The organism is Luteibaculum oceani (genome assembly GCF_007995015.1).
GTDB classification, from domain to species: Bacteria; Bacteroidota; Bacteroidia; order Flavobacteriales_D; family Luteibaculaceae; genus Luteibaculum; species Luteibaculum oceani.
In genome coordinates, this window is record NZ_VORB01000010.1 from 40,983 (window position 1) to 66,652 (window position 25,670).

Below are 25,670 nucleotides of genomic sequence, written 5' to 3' on the forward strand. Positions count from 1 at the left end.
CATTGTTAACCAAAAGATCCAGTCGCACGAGTCTTGTTTTCGGTACTACCATCGCATTATTAATGGCGATTATTTCGCTGACCATTGGAAACAAAAAAGAGCTAATACTGGGCCCTTCTGGATTCCTGGAGGTTAAGTTATTTTCAATAGACAACCTATTTAACACAGAATCCAGACAGTTTAATGGGGAAATAATTTCGAGATCCTCCTTAACCTATACTCGCAAGGAGTTCAACGATTCCTTGTATACCGTCAACTCAAAGTTTCAAGTTTACCTTCCGAATGACACCCCCATTTTTTCAAAAACCAAGGAATACATTGTAAATGGTAACGGTCGACTAAGCCCTAGTTTTAATAGTGGGGATGTTGGGTATGTATTCGGTCCACCCAAGAACCTAATGGCTGATAGCTTCTTGTACTGGCATGTAAACTACAATCAGCCAATCTGGATGCATTACGTTAAAACGGAAAATGTATTCGAGACCCCTGCTAAGCGGTATGAGGCCTACTTTAAGGCAGATCAAACCAAGGATTTAACTGGATTACCACATGTGCCGGACAAATACGGCGTTAACCTGGATGTTTTCCTTCAGATTTGGGTAGATGAGGATAGCGGGGAGTTAGTAAAGTACGAAGACTTTGCTAATGCATGGTACTACGACCAAAAAACTGGCAAAAGGCTATTTCCTTGGAATTCATTCCATAATGAGTTTCAAAACTCCGAAGTACTTCGGCGCATCGATCAAATTCAGGAAAACAAGAATATATCCCTGTTATTTCAGGTTATTATCCCCCTTACTATATTCATGTTAATATTAATAGCGTGGTTATTACAATACAGGAAAATTAGGTGGTTTTTTGCTAAATACTCACCCTACATAATAGCCGGACTTATATTAATTGCTGGGATATCTTTTTCCGTAATAGCAGTAAACAATTACTGGAAAAACCAATATGCTTCCAAAGTCCAAAATGCAGATAGCCAGGGTCGAGAAATAATATCATCCATACAACGTGAAATGAAATTATGCGGGGAAACATTGGAGTTTCTCACCTATCAATTTAAACAAGCTGACACGATAACTTATGGGGAATTTGAGCAGCAAGCAAAAAGACTAATAGCTAGATCTGGCGCCATATTTGCACTTTCTTGGATTAAAAAATTAAGTGAGCAACAAAAAATAAGGGCAGAAAAACTGGATACAAGTTTTAGAGTATTTAAAAGAAATAAAGATGGTTCTTTCTCTCCTAATTTAAACGCAGCTCCATACTTCCCTGTGTACTACATATATCCAACGGAGGATAATCAAAAAGCATGGGGATATGACATTGGTTCCCGCCCTCAAACGCGGCAGGCTATTTTAACAGCAGATAAAACCGGGTCTGCCACACTTACTCCTTCTCTTATCCTAGTTCAGGAGGATGACTTGACCAAAAAATCGGTTATTCTAGTTTCGCCCATCAAGGATAATAACGACAGCCTGACGGGTACAGTTAATGCTGTAGTCCCAATAGAAAAACTTATACAATCCTCCTTATACAGATTCTCCCTACCCGATGATTTTAAAATAACCATTAAAGACATTACAAATGGAATTACTGACACCCTTACCCAGGTTCAGCGGGGTAATATCACCGGAGGGGTCCGCTTTTCGAAAAGTATTCCCTTAAAGGGAAGGATTTGGAATTTAGAATTCATTTATCCTTCCTCTATATTTAATTCTATTGGTTTTATTATCCTCCTTATGGGAATAATTATCTCCGTTGGAATAAGCACACTTGCAAGAAGAGAATTATCTGGAAAATCGAAACAGTTGTACAGTGCAGAGGAAACCATACAGCAGTACAACAAGGAACTCGAGGTTAAGAATAGTGAGTTAAAACAATTTATTTATGCCGCTAGTCACGATCTCCAAGAACCTATTAGAACCATAAGGAGCTTTGTAGACCTCATCCGAACTGAGGAAAATGCCAGAATTTCGGAGAATGCTAGAACCTACCTAAAATTTGTGAATGCTCATGTAAACAAAATGCATGATTTGGTGCAAAGCTTGGCACAATACATCAGAATAGGAAACAATGTAGAATTTGACCAAGTCGATATGTTTCAAATTGTTCAGGTTACCATGGTTAAACTACGAAGACAAATTGAAGAAATGGCTCCTTCAGTTATTTTAAGTGAACTTCCGGTTATTCATGGTTTTAAGGATGAAATGGAAATTCTTTGGCTTCAATTAATTCGAAATGCCCTTCAATATTCCGATAATAAAAAACCTCTGGTTATAGAAATTGGCTACAACGAGTCTCCTCACGATTACAGGTTTTTCATACGTGATAATGGAATCGGAATTCCTCCACAATATCATACCCGTATTTTTGAGGTTTTCAGGAGGTTAAATCTTAACGAAGAATACGATGGAAGCGGTATAGGTTTATCCATTTGTAAAAAAATTCTACACCACCACAAAGGGGATATTTGGGTTGATTCGTCCGAAAACCAAGGCGCGACCTTTTATTTTACCATTCCAAAGACCTAAGAACATTTTCCTAAACCCACTGTTTCATGTAGGTACAACAATTACCAATGATTCAGTTTTCTTCACACTCCGGAATTTACACGCTGCAAACGAAACTTGTTATTCCAATTTCCATTGATGAAGCTTGGGAATTCTTCTCATCACCGAAAAATCTCGCTAAAATCACCCCTGAACACATGGGTTTTAAAATCACCTCCAAAATAACGGAGTCCATGTTTCCAGGACAAATTATTTCCTACCGAATAGGATTACTACCGGGAATTAAAAGCAACTGGGTTACGGAGATAACTCATGTCAGTAAACCCAATTTTTTCGTAGACGAACAAAGATTTGGTCCCTATGCCATGTGGCATCACGAGCACCATTTTGAGGAACACGAAAATGGAGTTCTAATGACCGACCGAGTGTCGTACAAACTGCCTTTAGGGGCTTTGGGACGACTTTTTCATCCTTTGCTAATCAAACCTCAGTTGAAGAAAATTTTTGAATACAGAACACAGGTATTAATCAAAAAATTTAAGTCCACATGAAAAAACTACTCATTGTAGGGGCCTCCCACGGGATTGGTGCTGCTATTTTCAATGAAATAAAGGAAGAGTACGAAGTTATTACCATAAGTAGAGAGGAACCCGAATATCTGGGTGATTCGACGCATCACAAGTTGGACATAATCAAGGACGAACTACCTGAAATTTCAAAGCTAGACGCCTTGATTTATTGTCCAGGTTCTATCAATTTAAAGCCTATCAGAAGTTTAGATGAAGCAGACTTTAAAGCTGATTTTGAAATCAATGTACTGGGCGCGGTAAAAACCATCAAACACTATTTCAAGGCACTTAAGAAGGGAGAAAACAGCTCCATTCTGCTCTTTAGCACAGTGGCGGTGGCACAGGGTATGCCTTTCCACGCATCAGTTGCCGCTTCCAAAGCTGCGGTTGAAGGATTGGGCAGGTCTTTGGCCGCAGAATTTGCCCCTACTATTAGGGTAAACACGATTGCTCCAACAGTTACAGATACTCCATTAGCCTCTTCCCTCCTACGGAATGAAGAAGCCTACGAGAAATTAGGTGCTAGACATCCAATGAAACGGGTTATCCAAAGTGAGGAAATTGCCGCTCTAGCTGCCTTTTTAATTTCATCTAAAGCAAAAAATATAACCGGACAGACACTGAGAGTTGATGGTGGCCTATCCACAATTAAACTCTAGTATGACCAGATCCATAGATTCCTCGGAGATTAAAGACATGAATAAGATATTCAGACTAAATCTCATTAACAGTGTTACCGGTTTTAAATCGGCAAATTTGGTAGGAACCACAGACAAGAATGGCCAGGATAATTTGGCTGTTTTTTCCTCAGTTACCCACCTAGGTTCCAACCCAGCTTTTGTAGGCCTTATCGTACGTCCAAATGTGGTACCCCGGCATACCTATCAAAACATTCTGGAAACGGGTAAATACACTATTAACGCCATTACAAATGAAATGAAGGCTAGAGCTCATTTCACCTCGGCTAAATTCGAAAAATACCAATCGGAATTTGATACCTGTGGTTTTGGCAGAGAGTTTTCACAGGACTTTCTAGCACCTTTTGTTAGAGAATCCCCGATAAAAATGGCACTAAGCCTAAAGGACGATATACTCATTAAAGCAAACAGTACTCGTTTGATAGTTGGAGAAGTTGAAAAAATCATAATCGACGATAGCTTTTTGCACAGCAATGGAATGCTGGATTTAGCAAGAATGGATATCCAAACTATTTCTGGGCTAAATCGCTACCATAACACAGATAAAGGAGCGATTTTCCCGTATGCCAGACCTACAGAAATTCCAGAATTCAATTACCATGAAGCCATTGTCTGAAAGAGAATTGAATAGAGTGATAGAAATGGCCTGGGAAGATAGAACTCCCTTTGATGCCATCGCATTCCAATTTGATATAGATGAAAAGGAGGTGATAAAGCTTATGCGTAAACACCTAAAGCCATCTAGCTTTAGGTTATGGAGAAAACGTGTAAGTGGACGAAATACAAAACATTTGGCTAAGCGTTCCTTTGTTGAGGGTAGATTTAAATGCAGTCGACAAAGGGCAATTAGCAACAATAAAATCACTTGATGAAAAAACAACATCTTCCCACCAAAATGTGCCCCATTTGCAATAGGCCATTTCAATGGCGGAAGAAGTGGGAAAAGATTTGGGAGGAGATAAAGTATTGCAGTGAAAAATGTAGACGACATAAAAAGCAAGCATACTAAGCTTAGACTTATCCTCGGCGATCAATTAAATGCGGACCATTCATGGTTCAAAGAATTAAATGCAGATAACCTTTATGTCTTAATGGAAATCCGTTCCGAAACGGACTATGTAAAACATCACATCCAAAAGGTGGTGGGAATTTTCACCGCCATGAGACAATTTGCTGAACAACTCCAAAATGCTGGACACAAGGTTGTCTACCTAAAAATTAGCGACTCCATAAATAAACAAGACTTTGGAGAAAATTTAAGGTTCCTAATCAACCGGTTTAAAATAAAGGAGATTGAAATACAAGAACCTGATGAGTACCGATTACAAGTATATTTTCTTAATCTAAAATCTACTTTAAATAAAAATATCCATTTTTTTGATTCAGAGCACTTTATAACTAAAAAGACCGAGCTAAAAGAATTCTTTGCAGGTAAGAAGCAAACCTTAATGGAATCCTTTTACCGACACTTGAGAAACAAACATCAAGTACTTATGGATGGTGAGAATCCGGCTGGGGGTAAATGGAACTACGATGCATACAACCGCAAGAAATTGCCCAAAAAGCATACCCCTCCACCTCCACTTCTTTTCGAGCATAATGTGGAGCAGGTTTATAAGGAAGTTCTAGAACAGAATGTTAAAACCCTGGGTGAAATCGACCCCAGACGGTTTAGCTGGCCGATTAATAAGCAAGAATCGATACAATTATTCGATTACTTTTTAGAATACCTTTTACCTCATTTTGGGGATTACCAAGATGCACTTAGCGAGGAGTTCTGGAGTATCTATCACAGCAGGATTTCCTTTTCTCTAAATTTAAAAATGCTTTCTCCAAAATGGATTTTAAAACGGATTGAAAGCCACTGGAGAAACAACCAGGATACCATTGACATATCTCAAGCTGAAGGATTTATACGCCAAATTTTAGGATGGAGAGAGTTTATGAGAGGTATATACTGGAGAGAAATGCCTCAATACGAAAGCTTAAACCACCTAAGCGCTCAGCGAAAGCTCCCAAGATATTTTTGGACTGGTAAAACAAAGATGCAATGCCTAAAAAGGGCGATAAATCAATCTTTAAAGCATGGCTATGCGCACCATATCCAACGCCTTATGGTAACGGGTAACTTCTGCGCTTTGGCGGGCATAAATCCCGACGAGGTTGATGATTGGTACCTAGGCATATACATGGATGCTTTTCAATGGGTGGAGATCACCAACACGCGCGGCATGAGCCAATACGCCGATGGTGGAATTGTGGGGACTAAACCCTATGTTTCTAGCGCATCCTATATGCATAAAATGGGCGACCACTGTGTAAACTGCCAATACGATAGGAAGATTAAAATTGGTGATAAAGCTTGCCCTTTTAACAGTCTTTACTGGCACTTTATAAACCGAAACCAAGATAAACTACAGAACAACCCAAGGATGGGTATGATGTACAAGGTTTGGAACAAAATGGAAAACCAGGAAGACATTCTAAACCAAGCTGAATTACACCTTAAAAACATTGAATCCCTATGAAAAAAGGATTGTATTGGTTTAGAAATAACCACAGGTTGGATGATAATCCATCTCTAAATTTCGCGGTAAATAACTATGATGAACTCCATTACATCTATGTCTTAGACCCAAGTCAATTTGAAGATACCGCATGGAGTTTTCCGAGAATGGGCACTTGGCGTTTAGCCTTTTTGGTTGAATCCCTTACAACGCTTCAAACTGAATTAAATAATAAAGGTGCAGCGCTTACTTTTAAAATAGGGAAACCCTCAGAAATCATTCCAATTACCTGTAAAGAACTCGGGATCAGAGAATTGGTTTGCAGTTCAGAACCTGCAATTTGGGAAAGAAATGAGCTTCAAGAAGTTGGTCAAACCCTTACCATACACCAAAGACGAGATGGGAATTTAATAGATCAACTTCCCTTTTCCATGGATATGTTCCCGAAGGGTTTCAGTGGATTTAGAAAAAAGGTGGAGCGACATCTAAACATTCGTCCTACTCTTTCTACTCCTCTCTCATTTCCTGGAAATAATCAAAAATTAAAGTCAGATCCTTTTCCAGATACCATGGGTCGTGCAAAATACGGAGCGCTCTCTTTACCAGGAGGTGAAATTGCCGCTCAAATGCGCCTGCACTACTATCTACATGCTTCTAAAAAAGTGAGCAGTTATAAGCAAACCCGAAACGGAATGCTCGGCGAGGATTATAGCTCTAAACTTTCTCCTTTCCTTGCTTTTGGAAATATATCACCCGTGAGAATTTACCACGAGTTAAAGAAATACGAGGAAGAAAATCAAGCGAATGAATCAACTTATTGGTTGTTTTTCGAGCTGGTTTGGCGAGAATACTTCAGGTATTGCGCAGAATTATATGGCAGTAAAATGTTTGTTTCACAAGGAGTTTCAGGTGTAGAATTAAACCCAAAATGGAACAAAAAATTATTTCAAAAGTGGTGCAAAGGTGAAACCGGTAATGATTTTGTGGACGCCAACATGATTGAGTTGAATCAAACTGGATTTATGAGTAACAGGGGGCGACAAAATGTGGCAAGTTTCCTAATTCACGAATTGGGGCAGCCCTGGGACGCTGGAGCTGCTTATTTCGAGAAGCAGTTAATTGACTACGACCCTAGCGCTAATTGGGGGAATTGGCAATATATAGCTGGAGTTTTTTCAGATGGAAAAAAGAAAATTTTCGATATAGAATGGCAGGCTGCACACTACGATCCAGACGGAAAATACCGGTCTTACTGGCTTAATAGGCTATAAGCCAGTTATATTTGCCCAAAGCTTCAATTGTGCTCGCTACCCTTATTCACTACTTTCTTCACCTGTTATTTCCTGGAATTCTAGCAAGAATTTTCTGGTCCAAAATCTGGAAAAATGCGTGGTTAATATTGCTTTCAACCATGCTGGTAGATTTAGACCACCTACTCGCTTCACCCATTTTCGATCCAAACCGTTGTTCTATAAATTTTCATCCCTTACATAGCTACTATGCATTTCCTATTTATGTTATTCTTTTCCTACTTCCTAAAACTCGATTAATTGGCCTAGGCTTGTCGCTACACATGTTAACCGATGGCTTAGATTGTTTCTTGCAGGGGCTTTAATCAACTAAAGTGGTTGATGCTTGAAGGGCCTAGTTGTTGAGATGCATCAGAAATTGGGAGTCTAGGTAAAGAATAGCGACTGTTGGTCATACTTCAATCGAAAAATTTTTAGCTTGGTCGAACATTTTGCAAATTCAATTAGGGTTTGCACACTTTAGTGAGTTAAAACCATTTTGAACACAATGACTGCAGGCGATAAACTAGGGAGTATATTACTGATCGACGATGATCCGGCGAGCAATTTCTTAAATGGAACCATCATCAAAAAGGTTGGAATTACAGCGCACATTCAGGTGGCTGCTAAAGCCCAGGATGCCTTAGATTATATCTCGAAGACAGGAATGTTTCAAGGTGCCAGCCACGATAAACCCGATTTAATATTTGTGGATATCAACATGCCACGGATGAATGGATGGGAATTCATTGAGCAGTTTAAACGTCTTCCTAAAAATTTAACCGAGGGCAGCGTGGTTGTTATGCTAACCACAAGCGATAACCCACAAGACAGGCAAAGAGCCGCTGAACAACCAGAAATTCAGGCATTCATCAGCAAACCCTTGTCCAAATCCAAACTAAGCGGTTTAGTTTCTAAATATTTTCCGGGACAAATATTTTAAGAGGTCTTACATTTACCGTAGAAAGTAAATGTATGAAAGCCTTTTTACCCCTTTTTCTTTTACTGAGCTCCACTCTATTTGCTCAAGAACCTAAAGATCCCACCTATAATCAATATAGATCTTGGTGGGATGTGGTGCACTACGATTTAACCGTTGAAGCCTTTCCGAGCGATTCCAGCATTAGTGGAATCAATGTTATAACGCTTGATGCCGGAAGTAAGGTTGGGATGCAAACCCTACAGATAGATTTGCAGGAACCTATGCAAATTACAGAGGTTAAGGCCAACGAAAAGATTGTTCTTCCTAAGCGTGTGGATGACCACTACCTCATAAATTTCGAAGCTAAACCTGGTTTAAACCATTTGGAATTAAAATTTAATGGAAAACCGCATGTGCCAAAAATAGCTCCATGGGAATCTGGCATCGTATTTACAAAGGATAAAGAAGGTTACGACTGGATTGCATCTGCTTGTCAGGACAAAGGCGCCAGTATATGGTGGCCTTGCAAAGATCACCCCCTCGATGAGGCAGACTCAGTTACTGTATCCATAATTTGTAAGAAACCTTATACCGGTGTGGCTAATGGGAGGTTAACTACGGTTGAGGATCTCCCTGATAACAAAAGGAAATTTACTTGGAAAGTAACCAACCCTATCAATAATTACGGGGTTAATTTGAGTGTGGGTAATTACACTTATTTCAAAGAAGACCTAAAAGGCGAGAAAGGCACATTAGATGCCACCTACTACGTACTTCCCCGAGACATCGAAAAGGCGAAAATTCAGTTTATGGATGCCCAAAGAACCATAGAAGCATTGGAATACTGGTTCGGTGCTTATCCATTTTATGAAGATGGCTACAAACTGGTGCAAGTCCCCTATTTGGGCATGGAGCACCAAAGCTGTGTTACCTATGGAAATCAGTTCAAAAATGGATATTTGGGTAGAGATTTAAGTGGCTCTGGTTGGGGGTTAAAATTCGACTTCATCATTATCCATGAAAGCGGGCACGAGTGGTTTGCCAATAGCATAACGCATAAAAACCGTGCCGACATGTGGATTCATGAAGGATTTACCTCCTACAGCGAATCGCTTTTTTTAGAATACTTTTTTGGGGATAGCGCGGGCGCGGAATATGTAATTGGAACACGCAGTAAAATAGCGAATGACAAACCCATTATCGGTGATTACAACGCGAATGAGCCTGGTTCTGGAGATATGTATTTCAAGGGTGCAAACATTATACACACTCTAAGAACCATGGTAAATGACACCGAAAAGTGGAGGTCCATTTTGCGGGAATTAAATGCAACTTTCTATCATCAAACGGTCTCTAGCTATCAGGTAGAACAATTTTTAGCGGAAAAAACGGGCTTAGATTTGGAGGGATTTTTCAACACCTATTTAAGGACCACAAAAATTCCAGAATTACATTATGGATTTAAGAAAAACAAGGTGTTTTTGAGCTTTAAAAACGTAGAAAAGGGTTTTCAAATTCCTTTAAAACTTACGGTAAACGGTGAAATTCATGAAATTACAGTTGGCACCAAAAAAGCAAAGTTGAAATTGGAAAAAGCGGTAGAGTCACTTACCCCGAACCCCAATTACTACCTGGTATACAGAAAACAATACTTATAAAACATGGATATTAAAAGTGTAGCTGCCGCTTTACTTACTACTGTAGTTATTGTAATCACCTTAATTTATGGTCAATCCTTAATTATCCCCTTCATTTTAAGCGTATTACTATGGTTTATCATTAAGGAACTGCGAGAAGCAGCGCAGGAAATTTCATGGGTCAAAAAACACATTCCATCTGGAGTATTAAGTGTTTCTGCCTGTGTGTTAATAGGAATTGTTTTAACCGCTACTGGTAAAATTCTAATCCACAATATTAAAAACCTGAGCTCTTCTTTACCTGATTACGAAAAGGAGTTACAGAATATTGGTTTAGAACTAGAAAAATACGTTGGGGTAGATTACAAAAACACACTTTCGGAATATGCCTCTTCAATTGACTTTGCTGGAATTATAGAGCTGGTGATTAATTCCCTTTCAGATATTATTAGCAATGCCGTTCTTATTATCCTATACCTAACTTTCCTTTTACTTGAGGAACGGGTATTTCAGAAGAAAATTAAGGCGCTTTACCCAGAAAAGGAGGATTATTTACGGATAAAAGACATTTTAAGGAAAATAGATAAATCGGTAGGAAAATACATCTCCCTTAAAACGGTGGTTAGTTTAATCACGGGTGGATTGAGTTATTTTGCCTTACTCTTTATTGGGGTAGACGCAGCAATGTTTTGGGCCATATTAATCTTTCTTCTCAATTTTATACCTAACATTGGATCTCTTATTGGTACGCTATTTCCAGCATTTTTTGCCTTACTGCAATTTAACGACCTCAATCAAATGTTTTTGGTGCTAGGTGTTGTTGGGGCTATTCAGGTGATTGTTGGTAACGTTGTGGAACCCAAAGTAATGGGCGACTCTTTAAATTTGAGTGCACTGGTGGTAATATTATCCTTAACTTTTTGGGGCGCAATTTGGGGAGTTACCGGAATGATACTAAGTGTACCGATAACCGTAGGGATTGTTATTACCTGTGCCGCATTTCCAAGTACCAAAAAAATTGCCATTTTACTATCTGAAAACGCCGAAATATAGATGAGCGAACAGGAAGGAAAATCAAAGTTTCAACGATTTATTTACATCGTAATATTTGGTGCTGACACTAAATTGGGTAAGCTTTTTGATATAGGGCTTTTCATCGCGATTTTAATATCTGTGGTCGTTGTTATGCTCGAGAGTGTTTCAACGATTTCAGAAAAGTATCACGGTGTACTGTACACAATCGAGTGGATAATCACCATTTTGTTTACCCTGGAATATATTCTTCGCATTTGGGCTAGCGAACACAAAAAGAAATACATCTTTTCCTTTTTCGGACTAATAGATTTCTTCTCCATCCTCCCCACCTATCTCGAATTGTTTGTATCTGGAGCTGCAGCATTCGCCATCCTACGCGCAGTAAGACTTTTAAGAATATTTCGCGTTCTTAAGTTGGTACAATTTATTGGAGAAGCTAGCAATCTTCTACGATCTCTAAAGGCTAGCATGAATAAAATAACCGTATTCCTCAGCTACGTCTTAATTAGTTGCACAATTATTGGCGCCACCATGTACGTAATTGAAGGTGCAGACAGTGGATTTACCAGTATTCCCAGGTCGGTATACTGGGCGGTAGTGACCTTAACCACCGTTGGATATGGCGATATATCCCCTGTTACTCCGCTTGGTCAGTTTTTAGCAATGATTTTAATGATTTTAGGTTACGGAGTAATTGCTGTTCCTACCGGCTTGGTGACTGCTGATATTGTAAGGCAAAGTCAAAATCAAGATGCTCGCAAATTGCTACGAACATGTAAGGGTTGTGCTACAGAAATTATAAATCCCGAAGCGCAATATTGCCATCGTTGTGGAAAATCACTTTCCGATAAGAAATAATTCTATTTTCGCGGCAGATTTGGTTCTCCAATGGAGATTAAAAGGGAATGATGTGAAAATCGTCAACAGTTCCCGCTGCTGTAATCTTAATAAAAGCCTGCATTTTTTAAGCCACTGATTTCTCGGGAAGGCATGCAGAGTAAGAAAGTCAGAAGACCTGCCATTTCTAGCATTACAAGGGGTTTTCGGGATAAAAACCAACTTGCACCTGTTGCTTGGTAGTGCGTTGTTTTTTGTAATTAATAAACAACACATATGAAAAAAGTACTACTTACTCTTGCTGTACTTCTGTGCTCATTTTGGCTAATTGGTCAAACCATCTCCACTTTCGAAGACGTTTTAAGTGGCGATTCTCTTTTAAATGGATCGGAATCTCCTCTGGGAACTACCTACGAATCTGGATCTGCCATATTTCCAAATTATTACGACACAGCCTGGGGCGGCTACTGGAGCAACGGATTTGCTATTACTAACATATCCGACTCCAGCACAGGTGATTTTTCAAATCTATATGGAAATATCACGGGTTCTGGGTACATGTCAAACAGCTTTGCTGTAGCTAAACACAACAGTGTAATTAAAATAAAAGGGGAAGCTCAAAACAGAACCGTAAAAGGCTTTTACCTTACCAACACAACCTATGCATACCACGTAGTTAAAGACGGAAACCAGTTTTCAAAGCGATTTGGAGGAGATACCGGAAACGATCCAGATTATTTCAGGTTAGTGGTTAAGGCATATTCTCAAGGAATTTTAGGTGCCGATTCGGTTGTGGCTTACCTAGCGGACTACCGTTTTTCTGATAACCAACAAGACTACATCCTAAAGGATTGGGAATGGGTAGATCTCACTAATTTCGGGAATGCAGATTCCATATTATTTACATTAGAAACAACCGACGTTGGATCCTTTGGTCCTAACACCCCTTACTTCTTTGCTATAGACGATTTTACCGTTGAAAATGGAAGCGTAGGAATTTTTGATAAGCAGGATTTGACTGTGAATGTCTATCCAAATCCAGCTCAGGATTATATTCTTATTGAAGACGGAAAAAACCAACCAGCCTTCATTCTTAACGCTGAAGGGAAATTGGTTAAAAACATTGCAACCAACAGAAAAGAAGATGTTTCAACCCTTCAGCCAGGTGTTTATTTTGTACAGCTAGGAACTGCGGTAAGTAAATTGGTTATTCAATAGAAAAAGGAATCTTTTTAAGCTTAAGGGAGATCCATTTGGGTTTCCCTTTTTTATTTAAACCTTCTTTCAACTTCTTCAACAGAAAGCGGTTTTATCAGGTACTCAGAAACAGATTTAAATCTTAAGGATTTCACCATATCCTCCGGATGGGAACTAGTGGATAAAAATTTTATATCTGGTATAATCTCACTGTCATCCTGAAATATTTTTTCAAAGGCAACACAAAATTCCCAGCCATCCATTTCTGGCATATTAAGATCCAACAATATAAGTTGTGGCAAAACCTCAGGCTTAGTGGAATTAGCCTTTAAAAATGCAATGGCATCCACCGATGAATTATAAGTAAGAATATCAGCACTGGGCAGAAAATCATTGAGTAAAACCCTATTTATCAGGTTCACCACATTGTCATCATCTACCAGCATTATCCTCGTTAAAGGCATAAATCGATTTTAAATTTACAGGTAAGCTAAATACTATTTTACACCCCTCATTGTATGTACTGTCCAGCCATATTTCCCCAAACATATTTTCCACTATTTTTTTACAAATAGCTAAACCCAAACCTCTACCCAACTTGTTTTTTCGAGATTTATTGGCAATTTGAAAAGGCGCAAAGATTTTTTCTCTTGCATCTTCTACAATACCCTGGCCATTATCCGAAATACCAATTACCCATTTATCACCCAGGGTTTTAGATGAAAATGAAAGGGTTAAGATATTATCTACAGCTCCAAACTTGAAAGCATTGGTAATAAGCTGATTGAATAACGTCTTAATTTCAGCCTTTGGTGCCTCCACATGAGGTAAGGTATCAAGGCCAATTACTTTAACCTCAGTTTTATGAAATTGCCTATTCACCTGTGTAATTACCAGCGCAACCATTTCAGCCAGATTTATTTGCTCTACATTTTGGTTCCAACCTGGGTTTGCGTATTCCGTAAGCCCTGTTATTAAGTCCTCTGCGCGTTCCGATTCCGACTTGAGGTAGCTTATTAATTGCGCTATTAAGGGGTCTTTACCTGCAACATCCAACTTTCGGTCCAAGGTTAAGGCTATGGATTTAAGGTTGCGAAGAGGTTCTTTTAAATCATGTGACGCAACAAATACAAACTGCCCCATCTCCTTTCGCCTAGATTCTAAAACCGCATTTTGCCTTTTTAATTCCTCATTTTTTAAACGATAACTAAGGTCGTGTACAACTAAGGTAAAGCCCGAAACATAGCCTAATTGATCTTTCATGGCAAATAAGGACGCCGCAGCCCAAAACCTACCTCCTGCTTTGGTAACTATCCACCCCTCTGCTAAAGATTTATTGTTGAATAAAGCATGAGCCAAAAACTTTTGAGGAAGTTGAAGTTCCCTGTCACCTTTTGGGAAAAATATTTCATATGACTGTCCTATAATCTCTTCGGCTTTGTAGCCAGTAGCTACTTCAGCACTTTTTGGCCAGGTTTCTACTATCCCCTTTTTGCTCAAGCGCATTACAGAAGATTTCACCATGCTATCTAACATTTCGTGAAACTCCTTTTCTAACTTTTTGAACTGTATGGTTTTATTTCTAACCTTGAGGTGCTGGTTTATTCTCGCCATCTCCAGAGCATCCATTGCCTTTGTAGAGAACATTATTAAACCCGTAATCAACCAAAGTGGAAGAATACTGAGTACCGCTGATATGGGATCTAAATCATCAGGCTTTAATGGGTTTATGGACAAACCAACTGTTATCAGTATTAAAAGAGTACATACCAATGCGGTTACCATGGTAATCCACCGCTTTTTATATACCCAGCAATAGAATACTGCGATTGTGTACAGTACGGATATAGCGGGAATCTCTTCAATCAATAAGTCTCCCACAAAAATTCCAACAACAAGCAAAACGTGGATGAAGAGCAACACAAAAAATGAGATCCACGAATATTTATTGGCTTGGCTGGTTTTAAGCATCCTTATACCCCTTGATAATTTCCTTTAAGACTTCATTTTCATCCTTAAGTTGTTTGGATGTGTTTTTTAGTCTTTTGTATTCCTCTGAAGGGATGGTAACCGAGTCTTGGTCTTTTCCCAGATCGGGAAGTAATAAGTGTAAATCTTTAATTAAATAAACAAGAGTTAGAAGACTTGTAATTGCTGTCACCAATTTTAGCAAGCCCATCAAGCGATACATGGGGTGCCAGAACACTATAGCATCCATTAAATGGGTAAGCCCACAGCTAACGATAAAGGCTGCAAACAACCATACTAGCGGCGTAAATCTAAAACTTGGTCTGTTTCTTATTATTAAAACTAAAACCACCGGGATTAGAAAATAGGCAAGCCAAATGAATAAATCGCTGATTATTTGCACCCACCCTTCAAATGCCGTCCAATCTCCACATCTCCATCTCGGTGGCCAGGATTCGGTAGAAAACAACTTGCTAAAAAATTCTGCAATCTGATTCAAAGTCCTAAAATAATTTCGGGGATAAAATTAATGAAATCTATCCCCGAAATTTTAATTTATCGTTTAAGCTTTAGGCCATTCTTCCTTTTCCACCAGGAAGATCCTTAACACTTACCACAATATCTCGCTCAGGAGCATTTATTCTAAACTCTTCGATAACCTCCATGGCATCGAACTCAATTTCCTTAGATCTAGAACCGTCTATCATTACATGGCAGCCATTTGGAAGCCCATCTAAAGTGGTTTGCAATCTGGCTTTATTTAAGAAAGAAACGTGCTCACTCAGCTCTATTTTAATAGCCTCTCTCCCATCATCAGTTTTAAATTCACCCGTGGAATAATTATAAGGAACTTTATAGTTAGCTCTTAGGATGTAGAAAATTCCAACTACCAAACCGATGATAATACCAATTAATAAATCGGTAAAAAGAATAGCTAAAATGGTAACTACAAATGGGATAAACTGTTGCTGACCAACTGCCAATAATTTTTTATAAATCGACGGCTTGGTTAATTTCCATCCAACCACAATTAATATTGCCGCCAAAGAGGCCAATGGAATTTGGTTCATGAAAGTTGGGAAAAATGCAACCGCTAATAATAACCAAATACCGTGCATTATAGCAGACATTTTAGTTTTGGCTCCCGAATCTAGGTTAGCAGATGAACGCACAATTACCGCAGTAATAGGAAGTCCTCCAATTAATCCAGAAACAAAGTTTCCAATACCCTGCGCCTTTAACTCGGCATTTTTAGGAGTGTGTCTCTTATGCGGGTCTAATTTATCTACCGCTTCAATACTCAAAAGGGTTTCTAAACTAGCAACTATTGCCAAAGTTATAGTGGTAACATAGGTTTGATAGTTAGAAAAAGCTGAAAAATCCGGAAACTTTAAAGCAGCAGTTAATCCGCCTTCACCAGAAAGAATAGGAATACTCACCAGATGCTCTTTTCCAATGGCTAATGCCGATCCAGAACTTATAAAGATTTGATTTAAAATTAAACCAATGGCTACCGCTAATACTGAACCGGGGATTTGTTTCAGAGCCTTAACGCCCTTTATGTACTTACTTTCCCAAAGCACTAACAGACCAAGACAGATTATACCAATCACAAAACTTCCATTATTAAAGTTTTCTAAACTGGCTATAATCGCAGAAAAGGTATTGTTTCCGTCGGCCTGGAAGAATTCCATTTCTCCGAAAGCATCGCTATCGAATCCAACTAAATGAGGGATTTGCTTTAATATTAGAATTAACCCAATAGCTGCAAGCATTCCTCGGATTACAGAGGTAGGAAAGTAAAGCCCTATGATTCCAGCCTTTGCGAAACCGAGAATCAGTTGTAATAAACCAGCTAAACTTACCGCAACCAAAAAGGGTTCGTACCCTCCCAGAGCTTCTACATTATCCAGTACAATTACAACTAAACCTGCCGCCGGACCGGAAACAGAGAGACTAGACTTACTGAAAAAACCAATTATTATACCTCCTATGATACCAGAAATTAAACCGGAAATTAAAGGGGCCTCAGAGGCTAAGGCAATTCCCAAACAAAGTGGCAAGGCCACTAAAAACACTACAATACTCGACGTTAAGTCGTACTTAAAATCTTCTTTGAAATAACTCATAAAATTGAAAAATGAAATTTGTAAAAACTTGAAATTTGGTTTTTACAATTCAGGAGGGGGCGTTTGATTTTCAATGGAAAACTTTAAAAGATTTCCGTCTCCTGATACTCGTAATAATCGTTGTAAATAGGCTATATTTTTGGACCTATTTTGATCGTTTACGTACTTTAATTTGTCCCCAAATTTATCATCGCTCTCCTTTTCCTCTTCGCTCTTATTCTCTTCCTCCTCAGACAAATCTTCGAAATCTATGAGGTTTTCTATTTCAAGATCACAAGATAATCCAGCGGTAAAACCTTGGGTAGGAATTACATATAGGGAAACCACCAGCACCAAAAGCAAATTGCTTATAAGCGTATTTAAAACCTTTTGCTTCATATTAATAACTGGCTTGATGGATTGCCTTTTGACCAAAAATATCCAAATAAAAGCAAAAAAAAAGGTTCACCGTAGTGAACCTTTAATCAATCTTACTTATTTGGAAGCTTAACGCTGAACGATATCTCCTCTTAGAGTTTCTAGTAATGCCCCTAAATCTGCTACGATAGAGCTGTTTGCTTCTACCCCATTTTTACCGGCACCAATAACAACGTCTTCTACAAAGGCGTTGTATGCATTATCGTCGGCAGCAGCACCCATTCTAGCATTAATAGATGGATCGTGCGCAGATACCATATCCATACCAGTGTAGGCAGTCGCTGGATTATCTGCACCCGTTGCAGTTGCAAAGAAGTTGGTAAGAGATAAGCTTAATGCACTGAATCCAGATAAATCACCAGATCCTACTTCTCCAAGTAGAACCGAGAAATACTCCTGATTTAATCTGTCGTCTCCAGCGATTACGAAAATCGTAGAATCAACAACACTACGTAAACTCAAATATCCCTGTTCTATCTTTGTTCCGGGGTTGTTCGGATCATCTACCATTACATTTCCACCCAGTCTTTTGTAAAGATCAGTTTGAGCAGAAATATCAGCAGTGGTCTGAACAATAGGTTCACGAAGCGTTTCCAATAAAGCACCTAGTCTAGCGATTATTGGAGCATTAGCTGGAACACCATTTTTACCTGCACCGGTAACAACCGCTCCAACAAATGCATCGAAAGCAGCATTATTCACCAAAAACTCATTTCTTCTATTGGTAGAAGGTTTGTGCGCATCGACCATGTTTAAGCCGTTATAGGTGAATTCACCACCTGTTGCAGCAGCAAAGAAGTTAGTTAGGCTTAAACTCAAACTAGCGAATCCAGATAATTCACCTGATCCTACCTCTGCTAAAAGTGGTGCGAAATACCCGTTTAATTCTGCATCTCCGGCAATGACAAATATGGTGGAGTCTACTACACTTCTTAGAGTTAAATAACCTTGTTCTATCTGGTTTCCAGGATTTGCTGGATCATCTACCATTGCACTACCACCTAAATCCGCATAAATAGAGGGTTCGTTGTTGTTGGTGGTCTTAGGAGCTTCGTCTTCCTTTGCACATGAGGAGAGTAAGATCGCTGGCAAGCTTAATGCCATTGCAACCTTGGTAATTCTAATTTTCATAATTAAGGGTTTTGTGTTGTTTGGATTTATTATTTGGATGCAAAAAGGTTTTGGAAATAGGATCCCAACTTATAGGTAATCGACTCTTCATCAATTACAGGGCAACTGGCAGCTAATTGTTCACCAGAAGGTTGAAATAACTCGGCCTGGAAATCGATTTTTGTACTGAATTGTTCGTACACTTTATCATGGGTTAAATCCCCATTGGTATTGATGGCAAAAACTACATTCTTTCCCTCTGGATGAAATACCGCCTGTTTTACTCCCGCAACAGACCAAATGGCCTTTTTTGCACTTACGGTTTGCAAAGAGTCAAGTGGTTCCTGGAAATCTATTTTACCCAATTGCCAATTAGCGGTTGGATGCTTAGGACCATTCCCCGTAACCATATAAATATGTACGGCCAAAATAGCAACCAGTACTATCATTATGCTTGCTGAGGAAATCAGAGATATTTTAATCCACTTTTTCATAACTGTTTATTGGTAGATACGCCCCAGTTATAGATTAGGATTTTTTAATAATCTATTTAGAACCATTCTAGTTAACATGGGTTTGTAATGATTCTAGTCCTTTCAAAATTCAGCGATTTTTCGCTAATTGCGGACAACTAACTAAAAAAACACCATGGAAACTGTTACAAACTGGATTAACGATTTAAAACCTCTCATAGTAAGCTACGGAACCAAAATTTTGGTTGCCATAATAATCCTTTGGGTAGGTTTAAAAGTTGCCAAAATGATTACCAAAGGATTCAGCAAAACCTTGGATAAGCAAGATGTAGCTCCTTCCCTAAAACCTTTTTTAACAAGTGTTGTTAGCACCCTATTAAAGGTATTAGTATTTGTATCGGTACTTGGAACCTTGGGGATAGAAATGACCTCCTTTGCAGCAATTATTGCAGCGGCCGGTTTGGCCGTTGGTATGGCCCTTTCCGGAACCCTTCAGAATTTTGCAGGCGGAGTTATTATATTACTTCTCAAGCCCTTTAAAGTTGGAGATGTAATTCAGGCTCAAGGCTTTATGGGTACCGTTAGTGAAATACAGGTATTTTACACGCTGATTAAAACCTTTGATAATCAGGTTATTATACTTCCCAATGGTAAACTTTCCAATGAATCGATAACCAATTACTCTAGAGAAGAAACCAGAAGAATGGTACTTACTGCAGGTATCGGATATGATGATGACATTGATAAAGCTAAAAAAGTATTGATGGATATATTAACTTCGGAGCCAAGAATATTGAAGGATCCGTCCCCCCAGGTATATGTATCCGAATTAGGTGACAGCTCAGTTAATTTTACCATAAAGGCTTGGGCTAATTCTGGAGACTTTTGGGCGGTACATTATGAGATGTACGAAAAAATTAAGAAGGAATTTGATGCAAATAAAATTGAAATGCCATATCCGCAGAGAGATATCCACCTATTTAAGGAGTCTTAGTTTTTTATTTCTAATCTTTTGTGCTTTCTTCGCAGCAGCACAAAAACCAAATAAATTAGAGCGTGTTGTGAAAGAACCAATTCTGGTTCAGAGCGATACGCTCTTTTTTATTAGCTATTCCGACTCTCTAATTCAACTCAAGGATAGAGCACTATCAATAAACTCCAAAGTAGATTCCCTACAAAGAACCGAAGGATTTAATCCAATTAAAATACTCATATCTCAATCAGATAGTCTTACCGAATTAAAATACGTAAACTACTCATTTGCTGTCCTTTACCCCGACGACACCTTAGGTAATCACGTAAGTATTGATGAAATGGCCATGCATTTAAAATCCAGCATGAGCCCCATTGCCAATCCTTCTGCTCAAGTTAATATGGATGACTTATATGAAACTTTGAAGCAATTTGGCATCATTGTATTAATCATTATTCTTAGTTACCTCATTTTCCGTGGGGTAAACCTTGTATATAAATGGCTTGAAGCAAAATTGCGAACTGATAAACTTATTAATCTAAGGCCTCTTCATTACAAAGATGTGGAGGTTCTAAACCAAGAACGCCTGTTTCAATTGGTTAGCTTTTTTCTCAAAGCCCTAAGGATACTGGTGGTAATTATTTTGGTTTATCTTCTTATCCCAACCGTTTTTAGCTTTTTTCCCGATACCCAAGAAATGGCGTATAAGCTATTTGGATACATTTTTAACCCATTAAACGATTTTATAAAGGGCTTTTTTAATTATTTCCCGGAGCTCATCCTTATCGTATTGGTGATCATAGGAGCTAAGTATCTCATTCGCTTCCTAGCATTTTGGAGAAAAGAAATTGAAGGTGAAAGATTGGTTCTTAAAGGCTTTTATGCTGAATGGGCCAAACCTACCTTTAACCTACTTCGCTTTACGATTTACTTGATCACCATTGTTTTTATTATCCAGCATTTACCTGGATCTAACACCCCAATTTTTCTGGGCGTACTTTCCGTACTGGGGCTCACCCTTGCTTTATCGGCTAGTAAACCTCTTTCCAACTTTGTTTCCGGAATATTAATCACCTACATGCGTGCATTTAGGGTTGGCGATAGAATTAGGGTGGATGAATCCTCTGGTGTTGTGGTAGATAAAAACCTGTTTATTACCAGAATTAAAACCCGATCTAACGAATACATCACCCTTCCCAACTCAAAAATGATGGATGCCCACGTTATTAACTATTCAGCTTCTGAAAAGGAATTGGGCTTGGTGGTGTACTGCGAGTTTTGGTTGGATGCCCGTTTCCATTTTCGGGACATAGAAAAAGAGATTGTGGAAGCTGCTTTAAAGGCAGAATCCATTGTAGATAACCCAAAGCCTATTCTCCTAATTACTGAAATGGACAATGGGCGTGTGAAATACAAGATTTCAGCTTATACCCAAAACGCGGGTAAATTAGAACGCATTAAGTCTAGCCTTTACCGTCAGGTACAAAACACCTTAGAAAAGCTAAATATTCAATATTAAAACCATCTTTTTCGCTTAAAATACCAAAGCATAGCACCAGCTACCACTACCAATACACACCAGAAAATAAAGTAGCTGTATTTGTAATGTAACTCAGGTAGATAATCGAAATTGGTACCATAAACCCCTGCAATAAAGGTTATTGGGATAAAAATTGCTGAGAAAATAGTGAGGGTTTTCATTACCTCGTTCATGGAGTTGTTTACCTGGGTCGAGTGGATATTTAACAGATCGGATAATAAATCTCTGTAGGCATCAATGGTCTCCACCACTAATAGTAAATGATCGTGTACATCGTTATAAAAGGGTAAGTGCTCTGGTTTAACCCAAACATTGTCTTGCTTCATTATCTGAATCATCACCTCCTTTACGGGCCTTACATTTTTCCGGAGCACATTTAACTCCCGTTGGTGCGCACTGAATTTCGCGACAAAGTGCGGCATTTTAGCTCCAGATAACAGTTGATCCTCCAACTTATCTATTCTAGCCCCTACTTTTTCGGTTATAATCATGTAGTTATCTACTATAGTATCTAGAATACAGAATACCATGTAATCGGGGTCTAACTTGTAAATTCTGGTATTGACATTTTCAAGGCGACTTCTAATTCCAGAAAAAGTATCAAGCTCTGTGTGTTGAAAGGTGATTACACCTTTATTCGTTTCAATTAAACTCAGCTGCTCCATCAAAGCTCCCTGCCCCTTTTGCTTGGCCTTGTAGATCATTTTAACGGAAACAAAATTGTAGGTCTCGTAACTTTCAATTTTTGGCCGTTGGTTGGAGCTTAAAATATCTTCTAGGGTAAGTTTGTGAATTCCCAAATCCTGAGAAAGCTTTTCATACCACGAAAGCGGTGGCGTTCCAGTAATGTTAATCCAAAAATTTCCATCACCTTGGACTATAGGTATAACTTCATCGAGTGTAATTTGAGAAAATATCGTGTTTTCATTTTTCCGGAGATAACAATCAATAGAAACCGGAACTTCCTGATAATCATCGTATAAAAGCGTTCCTGGAGCAATTCCCGCTTTCGATTTTACGGATTTGATATATCTAGCCATTATTTTTTTCTTGGTAATTCAAACAAAAGTGTAAATTTGCCCTCCGAAAACCGACGGGAAGTCCAAACATAAGAAGGATTTTTTGGTTTTCAATTGAAATATTGGTCGCGTAGCTCAGCTGGATAGAGCATCCCGCTTTTTCTGCGGGACGGACGAAGGTTCTTCTCACCTTCTAAATATAGAGATATTGAAATATTGGTCGCGTAGCTCAGCTGGATAGAGCATCTGCCTTCTAAGCAGACGGTCGAAGGTTCGAATCCTTCCGCGATCACTCTGATAAGCAGCATTCATTTGGATGCTGCTTTTTTGTTTTAATAGCGCCAAAAGCTTGCTTTTGTAAGCGGTTAAAACAAAAAAGCAGCACATACGCCAAGCGGATGTATGCTGATTATCCATTGCACGTCGTTCGATAAAGGATCATGAAATAATCCTTACCCTTCAATACAGCCAAACAAAAAAGCAGCACATACGCCAAGCGGATGTATGCTGATTATCCATTACACGTCGTTCGATAAAGGATCATGAAATAATCCTTACCCATCAATACAGCCAAACAAAAAAACCAAATCATACGCGAAGCGGATGTAAGCTGGTTATCCACTGCACGTCGTTCGATGAAGCTATGTCAGGTAGATTAAGCCATTTTCTTTGGCAGATTAATTTTACAACTGCTTTAAACAAGCTTCTTCCCTTCAATAATTCTAATCTGAGTATCTTTCCCAAAAAGATAACGTATGAAATTAGGTGCTTTCTCAATAAGCCTTGCAGTTAAAGACTTAAAACGCTCCAAGGAGTTTTATGAAAAACTTGGGTTTAGTGTTTTTGGTGGAGCGATGGATAAAAATTACCTCATCATGAAAAACGGCAATGCGCTTGTTGGATTATTTCAGGGAATGTTCGAGAAAAACATACTTACATTTAATCCTGGATGGGACGAAAATGCACTGTTGGTAGATGGTTTTACCAACGTGAGAGAAATACAAAAGAACCTAAAGAAAAAGGGAATAAAATTCGACATTGAGACAGATGAGGAAAAATCTGGAATTGGAAGTTTTGTAATTACAGATCCAGATGGAAATCCGATTTTAGTTGATCAACACGTTGAGTAAATCTAATACATTATGGGAAAACGGATATTCACTTTAGTTGCAGCCATAATGGTGGCCCTTATAACCTATGGTTTGCTCGGTGCTTTAATTAATTACCTAATCCCCACCCCCGAGGAATTAATGAATTCAACAGACCCGGCTATTGTAATGAAGCGGGTAAACAGCGTTTCTCCAGTTAAATGGACCTTAACCGTTATTGGGTTTTATATAGCATTTGTTGTAGGCCATTTTACTCACAAAGCGATTTTAGGAGTCGATAAAGTGGTAAAAATAGCTTTTACGGTTCTTTTTTTATCACTACCCATTTATTTGTTTTATGTTATATACCCTTGGGGAATATGGGCGCCAATACCCATGTTTATAGGGGCTATTTTAATTCATCAATGGCTTAATAGAGCCCCTAATGACAAGCTTTCTTAAACTTCTCCAGCTTATAGTAGTTGTATGGTAAAGGAGCGATAAAACCAGCAATGAGCGCTGCGATTAATGCCAACCAATAAACTGGATCTGAAAAATTTGCTTTTGCGCCAGTTATCATAAAATCAGTGGTATTCATTGCTATTTCCATTCCTACCATGGAAATAAAAGACATTCCAAAAGCTGTTTTAAGAGCATCGAGCCAACCAAACTCTTCCCGTGATTTTAACAGTACTGTCTCTAAGGCGATACTAGTAATCAAACCTGCTATAATGGCCAAAGTCATTTGCCAAAAAATGGATGTATCGGGATGATAAGCCTGTAAATAAATGATCATACCAAAATCACCAATAGAGCAGCCTAATAAACAGTTTAAGGTGTTGAACGAGGCCCTCCTCCAGGTTTTTGTATTAGACCAAAATCCACCTTGGGTTGTGCCCTCTTTTACTTTAAATCCCGCCTTTTGTATGTAATACTTTGCCTTTCCTTCGGTTAAGCGGTCACCCTCCATAGTAACTTTTACCGGCGAGGAGGATAAATCAACATCCACTTTAGAAATCAGGTCTACCCCCTTTGTTACGCTTTCCAATTTATCCTTACAGGATTGACAATGTAAATCTGTTTCAAGTGTAATTTTAGGCATACCTCATATTAGCAAAAAACGCTGCACACCTTTGTGGGCTTGATATTTTTTAACGCCCTCCCCTAACATTTTTTAAGCCTTTTTATTCCTCAAATAGATTGCGGTGCGAACCTTCATTTTTGGATTAAAATTAAATTATGAGCAAGCATAACGACAATTCAGCGGGGTCAGCACTTTTAGCTTTATTCTTCATCTTTTTTCTTATTCCCCCCTTTCTTACAGCCTATCATCTAGTTATGGTTTATAGCCTAAAACGCTATAGTGAATCCATTTATGGCTGGAATATTGGAAATATGATTATTACAGCCGTTTGTATCATTCTGTTATTCGTTTTTCCAGATTTTTCAGCTAACATTCTTTACATGCTAATTTTTTATTCTGGATTACTAGGTCTTCAGATTATGATGCTATCAGACTTGAGAAAGCTGGAACAAGAAGGTGAATGGTATTAAAATTTGGGCTAGTATATCAGGAGCAGAAAACAAAAAAGCCTTTCATTTCTGAAAGGCTTTTCGTCGTCGGGGTACCAGGACTCGAACCTGGGACCCCCTGCTCCCAAAGCAGGTGCGCTACCAGCTGCGCTACACCCCGATCGGTTAATTCGGGGGCAAATATACGTATCTTCTACTTCTCTGCAACTTTGA

28 protein-coding genes, 2 tRNA genes and 1 riboswitch are annotated in these 25,670 nt (G+C 38.8%); of the genes, 20 read left to right on the forward strand and 10 right to left on the reverse strand.

Annotated features, from left to right (window positions below; translation table 11 throughout):
• The first annotated feature begins 62 nt into the window (after positions 1-62).
• From FRX97_RS10580 to FRX97_RS10645, 14 genes are all read left to right on the forward strand, one after another.
• Entirely contained in the window at positions 63-2,537 is a 2,475-nt protein-coding gene (locus tag FRX97_RS10580) for a CHASE domain-containing protein (protein ID WP_147015190.1), read from the forward strand.
• A 47-nt stretch (positions 2,538-2,584) separates the two neighbouring features.
• Entirely contained in the window at positions 2,585-3,067 is a 483-nt protein-coding gene (locus FRX97_RS10585; RefSeq protein WP_147015191.1) for an SRPBCC family protein, read from the forward strand.
• A complete protein-coding gene (locus tag FRX97_RS10590; protein ID WP_147015192.1) occupies positions 3,064-3,744 on the forward strand; it encodes an SDR family NAD(P)-dependent oxidoreductase in 681 nt (226 codons plus the stop codon). The genes FRX97_RS10585 and FRX97_RS10590 overlap by 4 nt, the downstream gene beginning before the upstream one ends.
• A 1-nt stretch (position 3,745) precedes the next feature.
• On the forward strand, positions 3,746-4,399 hold the full coding sequence (locus tag FRX97_RS10595) for a flavin reductase family protein (protein WP_170227111.1): 654 nt from the start codon (positions 3,746-3,748) through the stop codon (positions 4,397-4,399).
• Entirely contained in the window at positions 4,383-4,652 is a 270-nt protein-coding gene (locus FRX97_RS10600; protein ID WP_147015194.1) for a TIGR03643 family protein, read from the forward strand. The genes FRX97_RS10595 and FRX97_RS10600 overlap by 17 nt, the downstream gene beginning before the upstream one ends.
• Complete coding sequence (locus FRX97_RS10605; protein WP_147015195.1) at positions 4,652-4,792, forward strand: DUF2256 domain-containing protein; 141 nt, start codon at positions 4,652-4,654, stop codon at positions 4,790-4,792. The genes FRX97_RS10600 and FRX97_RS10605 overlap by 1 nt, the downstream gene beginning before the upstream one ends.
• Complete coding sequence (locus FRX97_RS10610; RefSeq protein ID WP_223266616.1) at positions 4,755-6,311, forward strand: cryptochrome/photolyase family protein; 1,557 nt, start codon at positions 4,755-4,757, stop codon at positions 6,309-6,311. The genes FRX97_RS10605 and FRX97_RS10610 overlap by 38 nt, the downstream gene beginning before the upstream one ends.
• A complete protein-coding gene (locus FRX97_RS10615) occupies positions 6,308-7,561 on the forward strand; it encodes a DASH family cryptochrome (RefSeq protein WP_147015196.1) in 1,254 nt (417 codons plus the stop codon). Before FRX97_RS10610 ends, FRX97_RS10615 begins: the two co-directional genes overlap by 4 nt.
• Before the next feature lie 29 nt (positions 7,562-7,590).
• The gene (locus FRX97_RS10620) at positions 7,591-7,905 is read left to right on the forward strand and encodes a DUF6122 family protein (protein WP_147015197.1); all 315 of its coding nucleotides are present in this window, start codon (positions 7,591-7,593) and stop codon (positions 7,903-7,905) included.
• A gap of 182 nt (positions 7,906-8,087) precedes the next feature.
• A complete protein-coding gene (locus tag FRX97_RS10625) occupies positions 8,088-8,522 on the forward strand; it encodes a response regulator (protein ID WP_147015198.1) in 435 nt (144 codons plus the stop codon).
• A gap of 32 nt (positions 8,523-8,554) precedes the next feature.
• Entirely contained in the window at positions 8,555-10,159 is a 1,605-nt protein-coding gene (locus FRX97_RS10630; RefSeq protein WP_147015199.1) for a M1 family metallopeptidase, read from the forward strand.
• Between the two features lie 3 nt (positions 10,160-10,162).
• On the forward strand, positions 10,163-11,191 hold the full coding sequence (locus FRX97_RS10635) for an AI-2E family transporter (protein ID WP_147015200.1): 1,029 nt from the start codon (positions 10,163-10,165) through the stop codon (positions 11,189-11,191).
• Entirely contained in the window at positions 11,192-12,031 is an 840-nt protein-coding gene (locus FRX97_RS10640) for an ion transporter (RefSeq protein WP_147015201.1), read from the forward strand. It abuts the gene before it with no gap.
• A gap of 3 nt (positions 12,032-12,034) precedes the next feature.
• Positions 12,035-12,210, forward strand: a riboswitch (cobalamin riboswitch).
• Between the two features lie 76 nt (positions 12,211-12,286).
• The gene (locus FRX97_RS10645; protein ID WP_147015202.1) at positions 12,287-13,228 is read left to right on the forward strand and encodes a DUF4465 domain-containing protein; all 942 of its coding nucleotides are present in this window, start codon (positions 12,287-12,289) and stop codon (positions 13,226-13,228) included.
• Positions 13,229-13,278: 50 nt separating this feature from the next.
• On the opposite strand, the gene FRX97_RS10650 is transcribed toward FRX97_RS10645, so the two are convergent.
• The 7 genes from FRX97_RS10650 to FRX97_RS10680 form a co-directional block, all read right to left on the reverse strand.
• Positions 13,279-13,671, reverse strand: coding sequence for a response regulator (locus FRX97_RS10650; protein ID WP_147015203.1), 393 nt, complete (start codon positions 13,669-13,671; stop codon positions 13,279-13,281).
• Positions 13,640-15,178, reverse strand: coding sequence for a sensor histidine kinase (locus tag FRX97_RS10655; RefSeq protein WP_147015204.1), 1,539 nt, complete (start codon positions 15,176-15,178; stop codon positions 13,640-13,642). The genes FRX97_RS10650 and FRX97_RS10655 overlap by 32 nt, the downstream gene beginning before the upstream one ends.
• Positions 15,171-15,674 (reverse strand): hypothetical protein, encoded by a 504-nt coding sequence (locus FRX97_RS10660; protein ID WP_147015205.1) that lies wholly within the window; start codon positions 15,672-15,674, stop codon positions 15,171-15,173. Before FRX97_RS10660 ends, FRX97_RS10655 begins: the two co-directional genes overlap by 8 nt.
• 70 nt (positions 15,675-15,744) lie before the next feature.
• Positions 15,745-17,304: a SulP family inorganic anion transporter gene (locus FRX97_RS10665; RefSeq protein WP_147015206.1), complete on the reverse strand. Its 1,560-nt coding sequence runs from the start codon at positions 17,302-17,304 to the stop codon at positions 15,745-15,747.
• A 42-nt stretch (positions 17,305-17,346) separates the two neighbouring features.
• A complete protein-coding gene (locus tag FRX97_RS10670; protein WP_147015207.1) occupies positions 17,347-17,682 on the reverse strand; it encodes a hypothetical protein in 336 nt (111 codons plus the stop codon).
• Between the two features lie 108 nt (positions 17,683-17,790).
• Positions 17,791-18,852: a globin family protein gene (locus tag FRX97_RS12305; RefSeq protein WP_191284425.1), complete on the reverse strand. Its 1,062-nt coding sequence runs from the start codon at positions 18,850-18,852 to the stop codon at positions 17,791-17,793.
• Between the two features lie 29 nt (positions 18,853-18,881).
• Positions 18,882-19,325 carry a heavy-metal-associated domain-containing protein gene (locus FRX97_RS10680; protein ID WP_147015208.1) on the reverse strand — a complete coding sequence of 148 codons (444 nt, stop codon included), beginning with the start codon at positions 19,323-19,325 and terminating at the stop codon, positions 18,882-18,884.
• A 154-nt stretch (positions 19,326-19,479) separates the two neighbouring features.
• On the opposite strand from FRX97_RS10680, the gene FRX97_RS10685 reads away from it, so the two are divergent.
• Positions 19,480-20,298 (forward strand): mechanosensitive ion channel family protein, encoded by an 819-nt coding sequence (locus tag FRX97_RS10685; protein WP_147015209.1) that lies wholly within the window; start codon positions 19,480-19,482, stop codon positions 20,296-20,298.
• 67 nt (positions 20,299-20,365) lie between these two features.
• Positions 20,366-21,796, forward strand: a complete 1,431-nt coding sequence (locus FRX97_RS10690; RefSeq protein ID WP_170227112.1) for a mechanosensitive ion channel family protein — start codon at positions 20,366-20,368, stop codon at positions 21,794-21,796.
• Here the strand turns inward: FRX97_RS10690 and corA are convergent.
• A complete protein-coding gene (corA, locus tag FRX97_RS10695) occupies positions 21,793-22,857 on the reverse strand; it encodes a magnesium/cobalt transporter CorA (RefSeq protein ID WP_147015211.1) in 1,065 nt (354 codons plus the stop codon). The two genes, FRX97_RS10690 and corA, sit on opposite strands and share 4 nt — an antisense overlap.
• Before the next feature lie 197 nt (positions 22,858-23,054).
• On the opposite strand from corA, the gene FRX97_RS10700 reads away from it, so the two are divergent.
• The 3 genes from FRX97_RS10700 to FRX97_RS10710 all read left to right on the forward strand — a co-directional run bounded on the left by FRX97_RS10700 (position 23,055) and on the right by FRX97_RS10710 (position 24,386).
• Positions 23,055-23,128: transfer RNA gene (locus FRX97_RS10700), tRNA-Arg, on the forward strand.
• A gap of 463 nt (positions 23,129-23,591) precedes the next feature.
• Positions 23,592-23,966, forward strand: coding sequence for a VOC family protein (locus FRX97_RS10705; RefSeq protein WP_147015212.1), 375 nt, complete (start codon positions 23,592-23,594; stop codon positions 23,964-23,966).
• A 12-nt stretch (positions 23,967-23,978) separates the two neighbouring features.
• Positions 23,979-24,386: a hypothetical protein gene (locus FRX97_RS10710; protein ID WP_147015213.1), complete on the forward strand. Its 408-nt coding sequence runs from the start codon at positions 23,979-23,981 to the stop codon at positions 24,384-24,386.
• Here the strand turns inward: FRX97_RS10710 and FRX97_RS10715 are convergent.
• Complete coding sequence (locus tag FRX97_RS10715; RefSeq protein WP_223266617.1) at positions 24,367-25,026, reverse strand: DUF4396 domain-containing protein; 660 nt, start codon at positions 25,024-25,026, stop codon at positions 24,367-24,369. The genes FRX97_RS10710 and FRX97_RS10715 overlap by 20 nt on opposite strands.
• Before the next feature lie 137 nt (positions 25,027-25,163).
• Here FRX97_RS10715 and FRX97_RS10720 point away from each other — a divergent pair, with 137 nt between their 5' ends.
• On the forward strand, positions 25,164-25,478 hold the full coding sequence (locus tag FRX97_RS10720) for a hypothetical protein (protein ID WP_147015214.1): 315 nt from the start codon (positions 25,164-25,166) through the stop codon (positions 25,476-25,478).
• Between the two features lie 66 nt (positions 25,479-25,544).
• Here FRX97_RS10720 and FRX97_RS10725 read toward each other — a convergent pair.
• Positions 25,545-25,617, reverse strand: a tRNA-Pro gene (locus tag FRX97_RS10725).
• Positions 25,618-25,670: the final 53 nt, after the last annotated feature.

Coding starts and splice junctions, on each gene's coding strand:
- FRX97_RS10580 (WP_147015190.1), top strand. CDS start 63: ATGGCGATTATTTCGCTGACCATTGGAAACAAAAAAGAGCTAATACTG.
- FRX97_RS10585 (WP_147015191.1), top strand. CDS start 2,585: ATGATTCAGTTTTCTTCACACTCCGGAATTTACACGCTGCAAACGAAA.
- FRX97_RS10590 (WP_147015192.1), top strand. CDS start 3,064: ATGAAAAAACTACTCATTGTAGGGGCCTCCCACGGGATTGGTGCTGCT.
- FRX97_RS10595 (WP_170227111.1), top strand. CDS start 3,746: ATGACCAGATCCATAGATTCCTCGGAGATTAAAGACATGAATAAGATA.
- FRX97_RS10600 (WP_147015194.1), top strand. CDS start 4,383: ATGAAGCCATTGTCTGAAAGAGAATTGAATAGAGTGATAGAAATGGCC.
- FRX97_RS10605 (WP_147015195.1), top strand. CDS start 4,652: ATGAAAAAACAACATCTTCCCACCAAAATGTGCCCCATTTGCAATAGG.
- FRX97_RS10615 (WP_147015196.1), top strand. CDS start 6,308: ATGAAAAAAGGATTGTATTGGTTTAGAAATAACCACAGGTTGGATGAT.
- FRX97_RS10625 (WP_147015198.1), top strand. CDS start 8,088: ATGACTGCAGGCGATAAACTAGGGAGTATATTACTGATCGACGATGAT.
- FRX97_RS10630 (WP_147015199.1), top strand. CDS start 8,555: ATGAAAGCCTTTTTACCCCTTTTTCTTTTACTGAGCTCCACTCTATTT.
- FRX97_RS10635 (WP_147015200.1), top strand. CDS start 10,163: ATGGATATTAAAAGTGTAGCTGCCGCTTTACTTACTACTGTAGTTATT.
- FRX97_RS10640 (WP_147015201.1), top strand. CDS start 11,192: ATGAGCGAACAGGAAGGAAAATCAAAGTTTCAACGATTTATTTACATC.
- FRX97_RS10645 (WP_147015202.1), top strand. CDS start 12,287: ATGAAAAAAGTACTACTTACTCTTGCTGTACTTCTGTGCTCATTTTGG.
- FRX97_RS10650 (WP_147015203.1), bottom strand. CDS start 13,671: ATGCCTTTAACGAGGATAATGCTGGTAGATGATGACAATGTGGTGAAC.
- FRX97_RS10655 (WP_147015204.1), bottom strand. CDS start 15,178: ATGCTTAAAACCAGCCAAGCCAATAAATATTCGTGGATCTCATTTTTT.
- FRX97_RS10665 (WP_147015206.1), bottom strand. CDS start 17,304: ATGAGTTATTTCAAAGAAGATTTTAAGTACGACTTAACGTCGAGTATT.
- FRX97_RS10670 (WP_147015207.1), bottom strand. CDS start 17,682: ATGAAGCAAAAGGTTTTAAATACGCTTATAAGCAATTTGCTTTTGGTG.
- FRX97_RS12305 (WP_191284425.1), bottom strand. CDS start 18,852: ATGAAAATTAGAATTACCAAGGTTGCAATGGCATTAAGCTTGCCAGCG.
- FRX97_RS10680 (WP_147015208.1), bottom strand. CDS start 19,325: ATGAAAAAGTGGATTAAAATATCTCTGATTTCCTCAGCAAGCATAATG.
- FRX97_RS10685 (WP_147015209.1), top strand. CDS start 19,480: ATGGAAACTGTTACAAACTGGATTAACGATTTAAAACCTCTCATAGTA.
- corA (WP_147015211.1), bottom strand. CDS start 22,857: ATGGCTAGATATATCAAATCCGTAAAATCGAAAGCGGGAATTGCTCCA.
- FRX97_RS10705 (WP_147015212.1), top strand. CDS start 23,592: ATGAAATTAGGTGCTTTCTCAATAAGCCTTGCAGTTAAAGACTTAAAA.
- FRX97_RS10710 (WP_147015213.1), top strand. CDS start 23,979: ATGGGAAAACGGATATTCACTTTAGTTGCAGCCATAATGGTGGCCCTT.
- FRX97_RS10715 (WP_223266617.1), bottom strand. CDS start 25,026: ATGCCTAAAATTACACTTGAAACAGATTTACATTGTCAATCCTGTAAG.
- FRX97_RS10720 (WP_147015214.1), top strand. CDS start 25,164: ATGAGCAAGCATAACGACAATTCAGCGGGGTCAGCACTTTTAGCTTTA.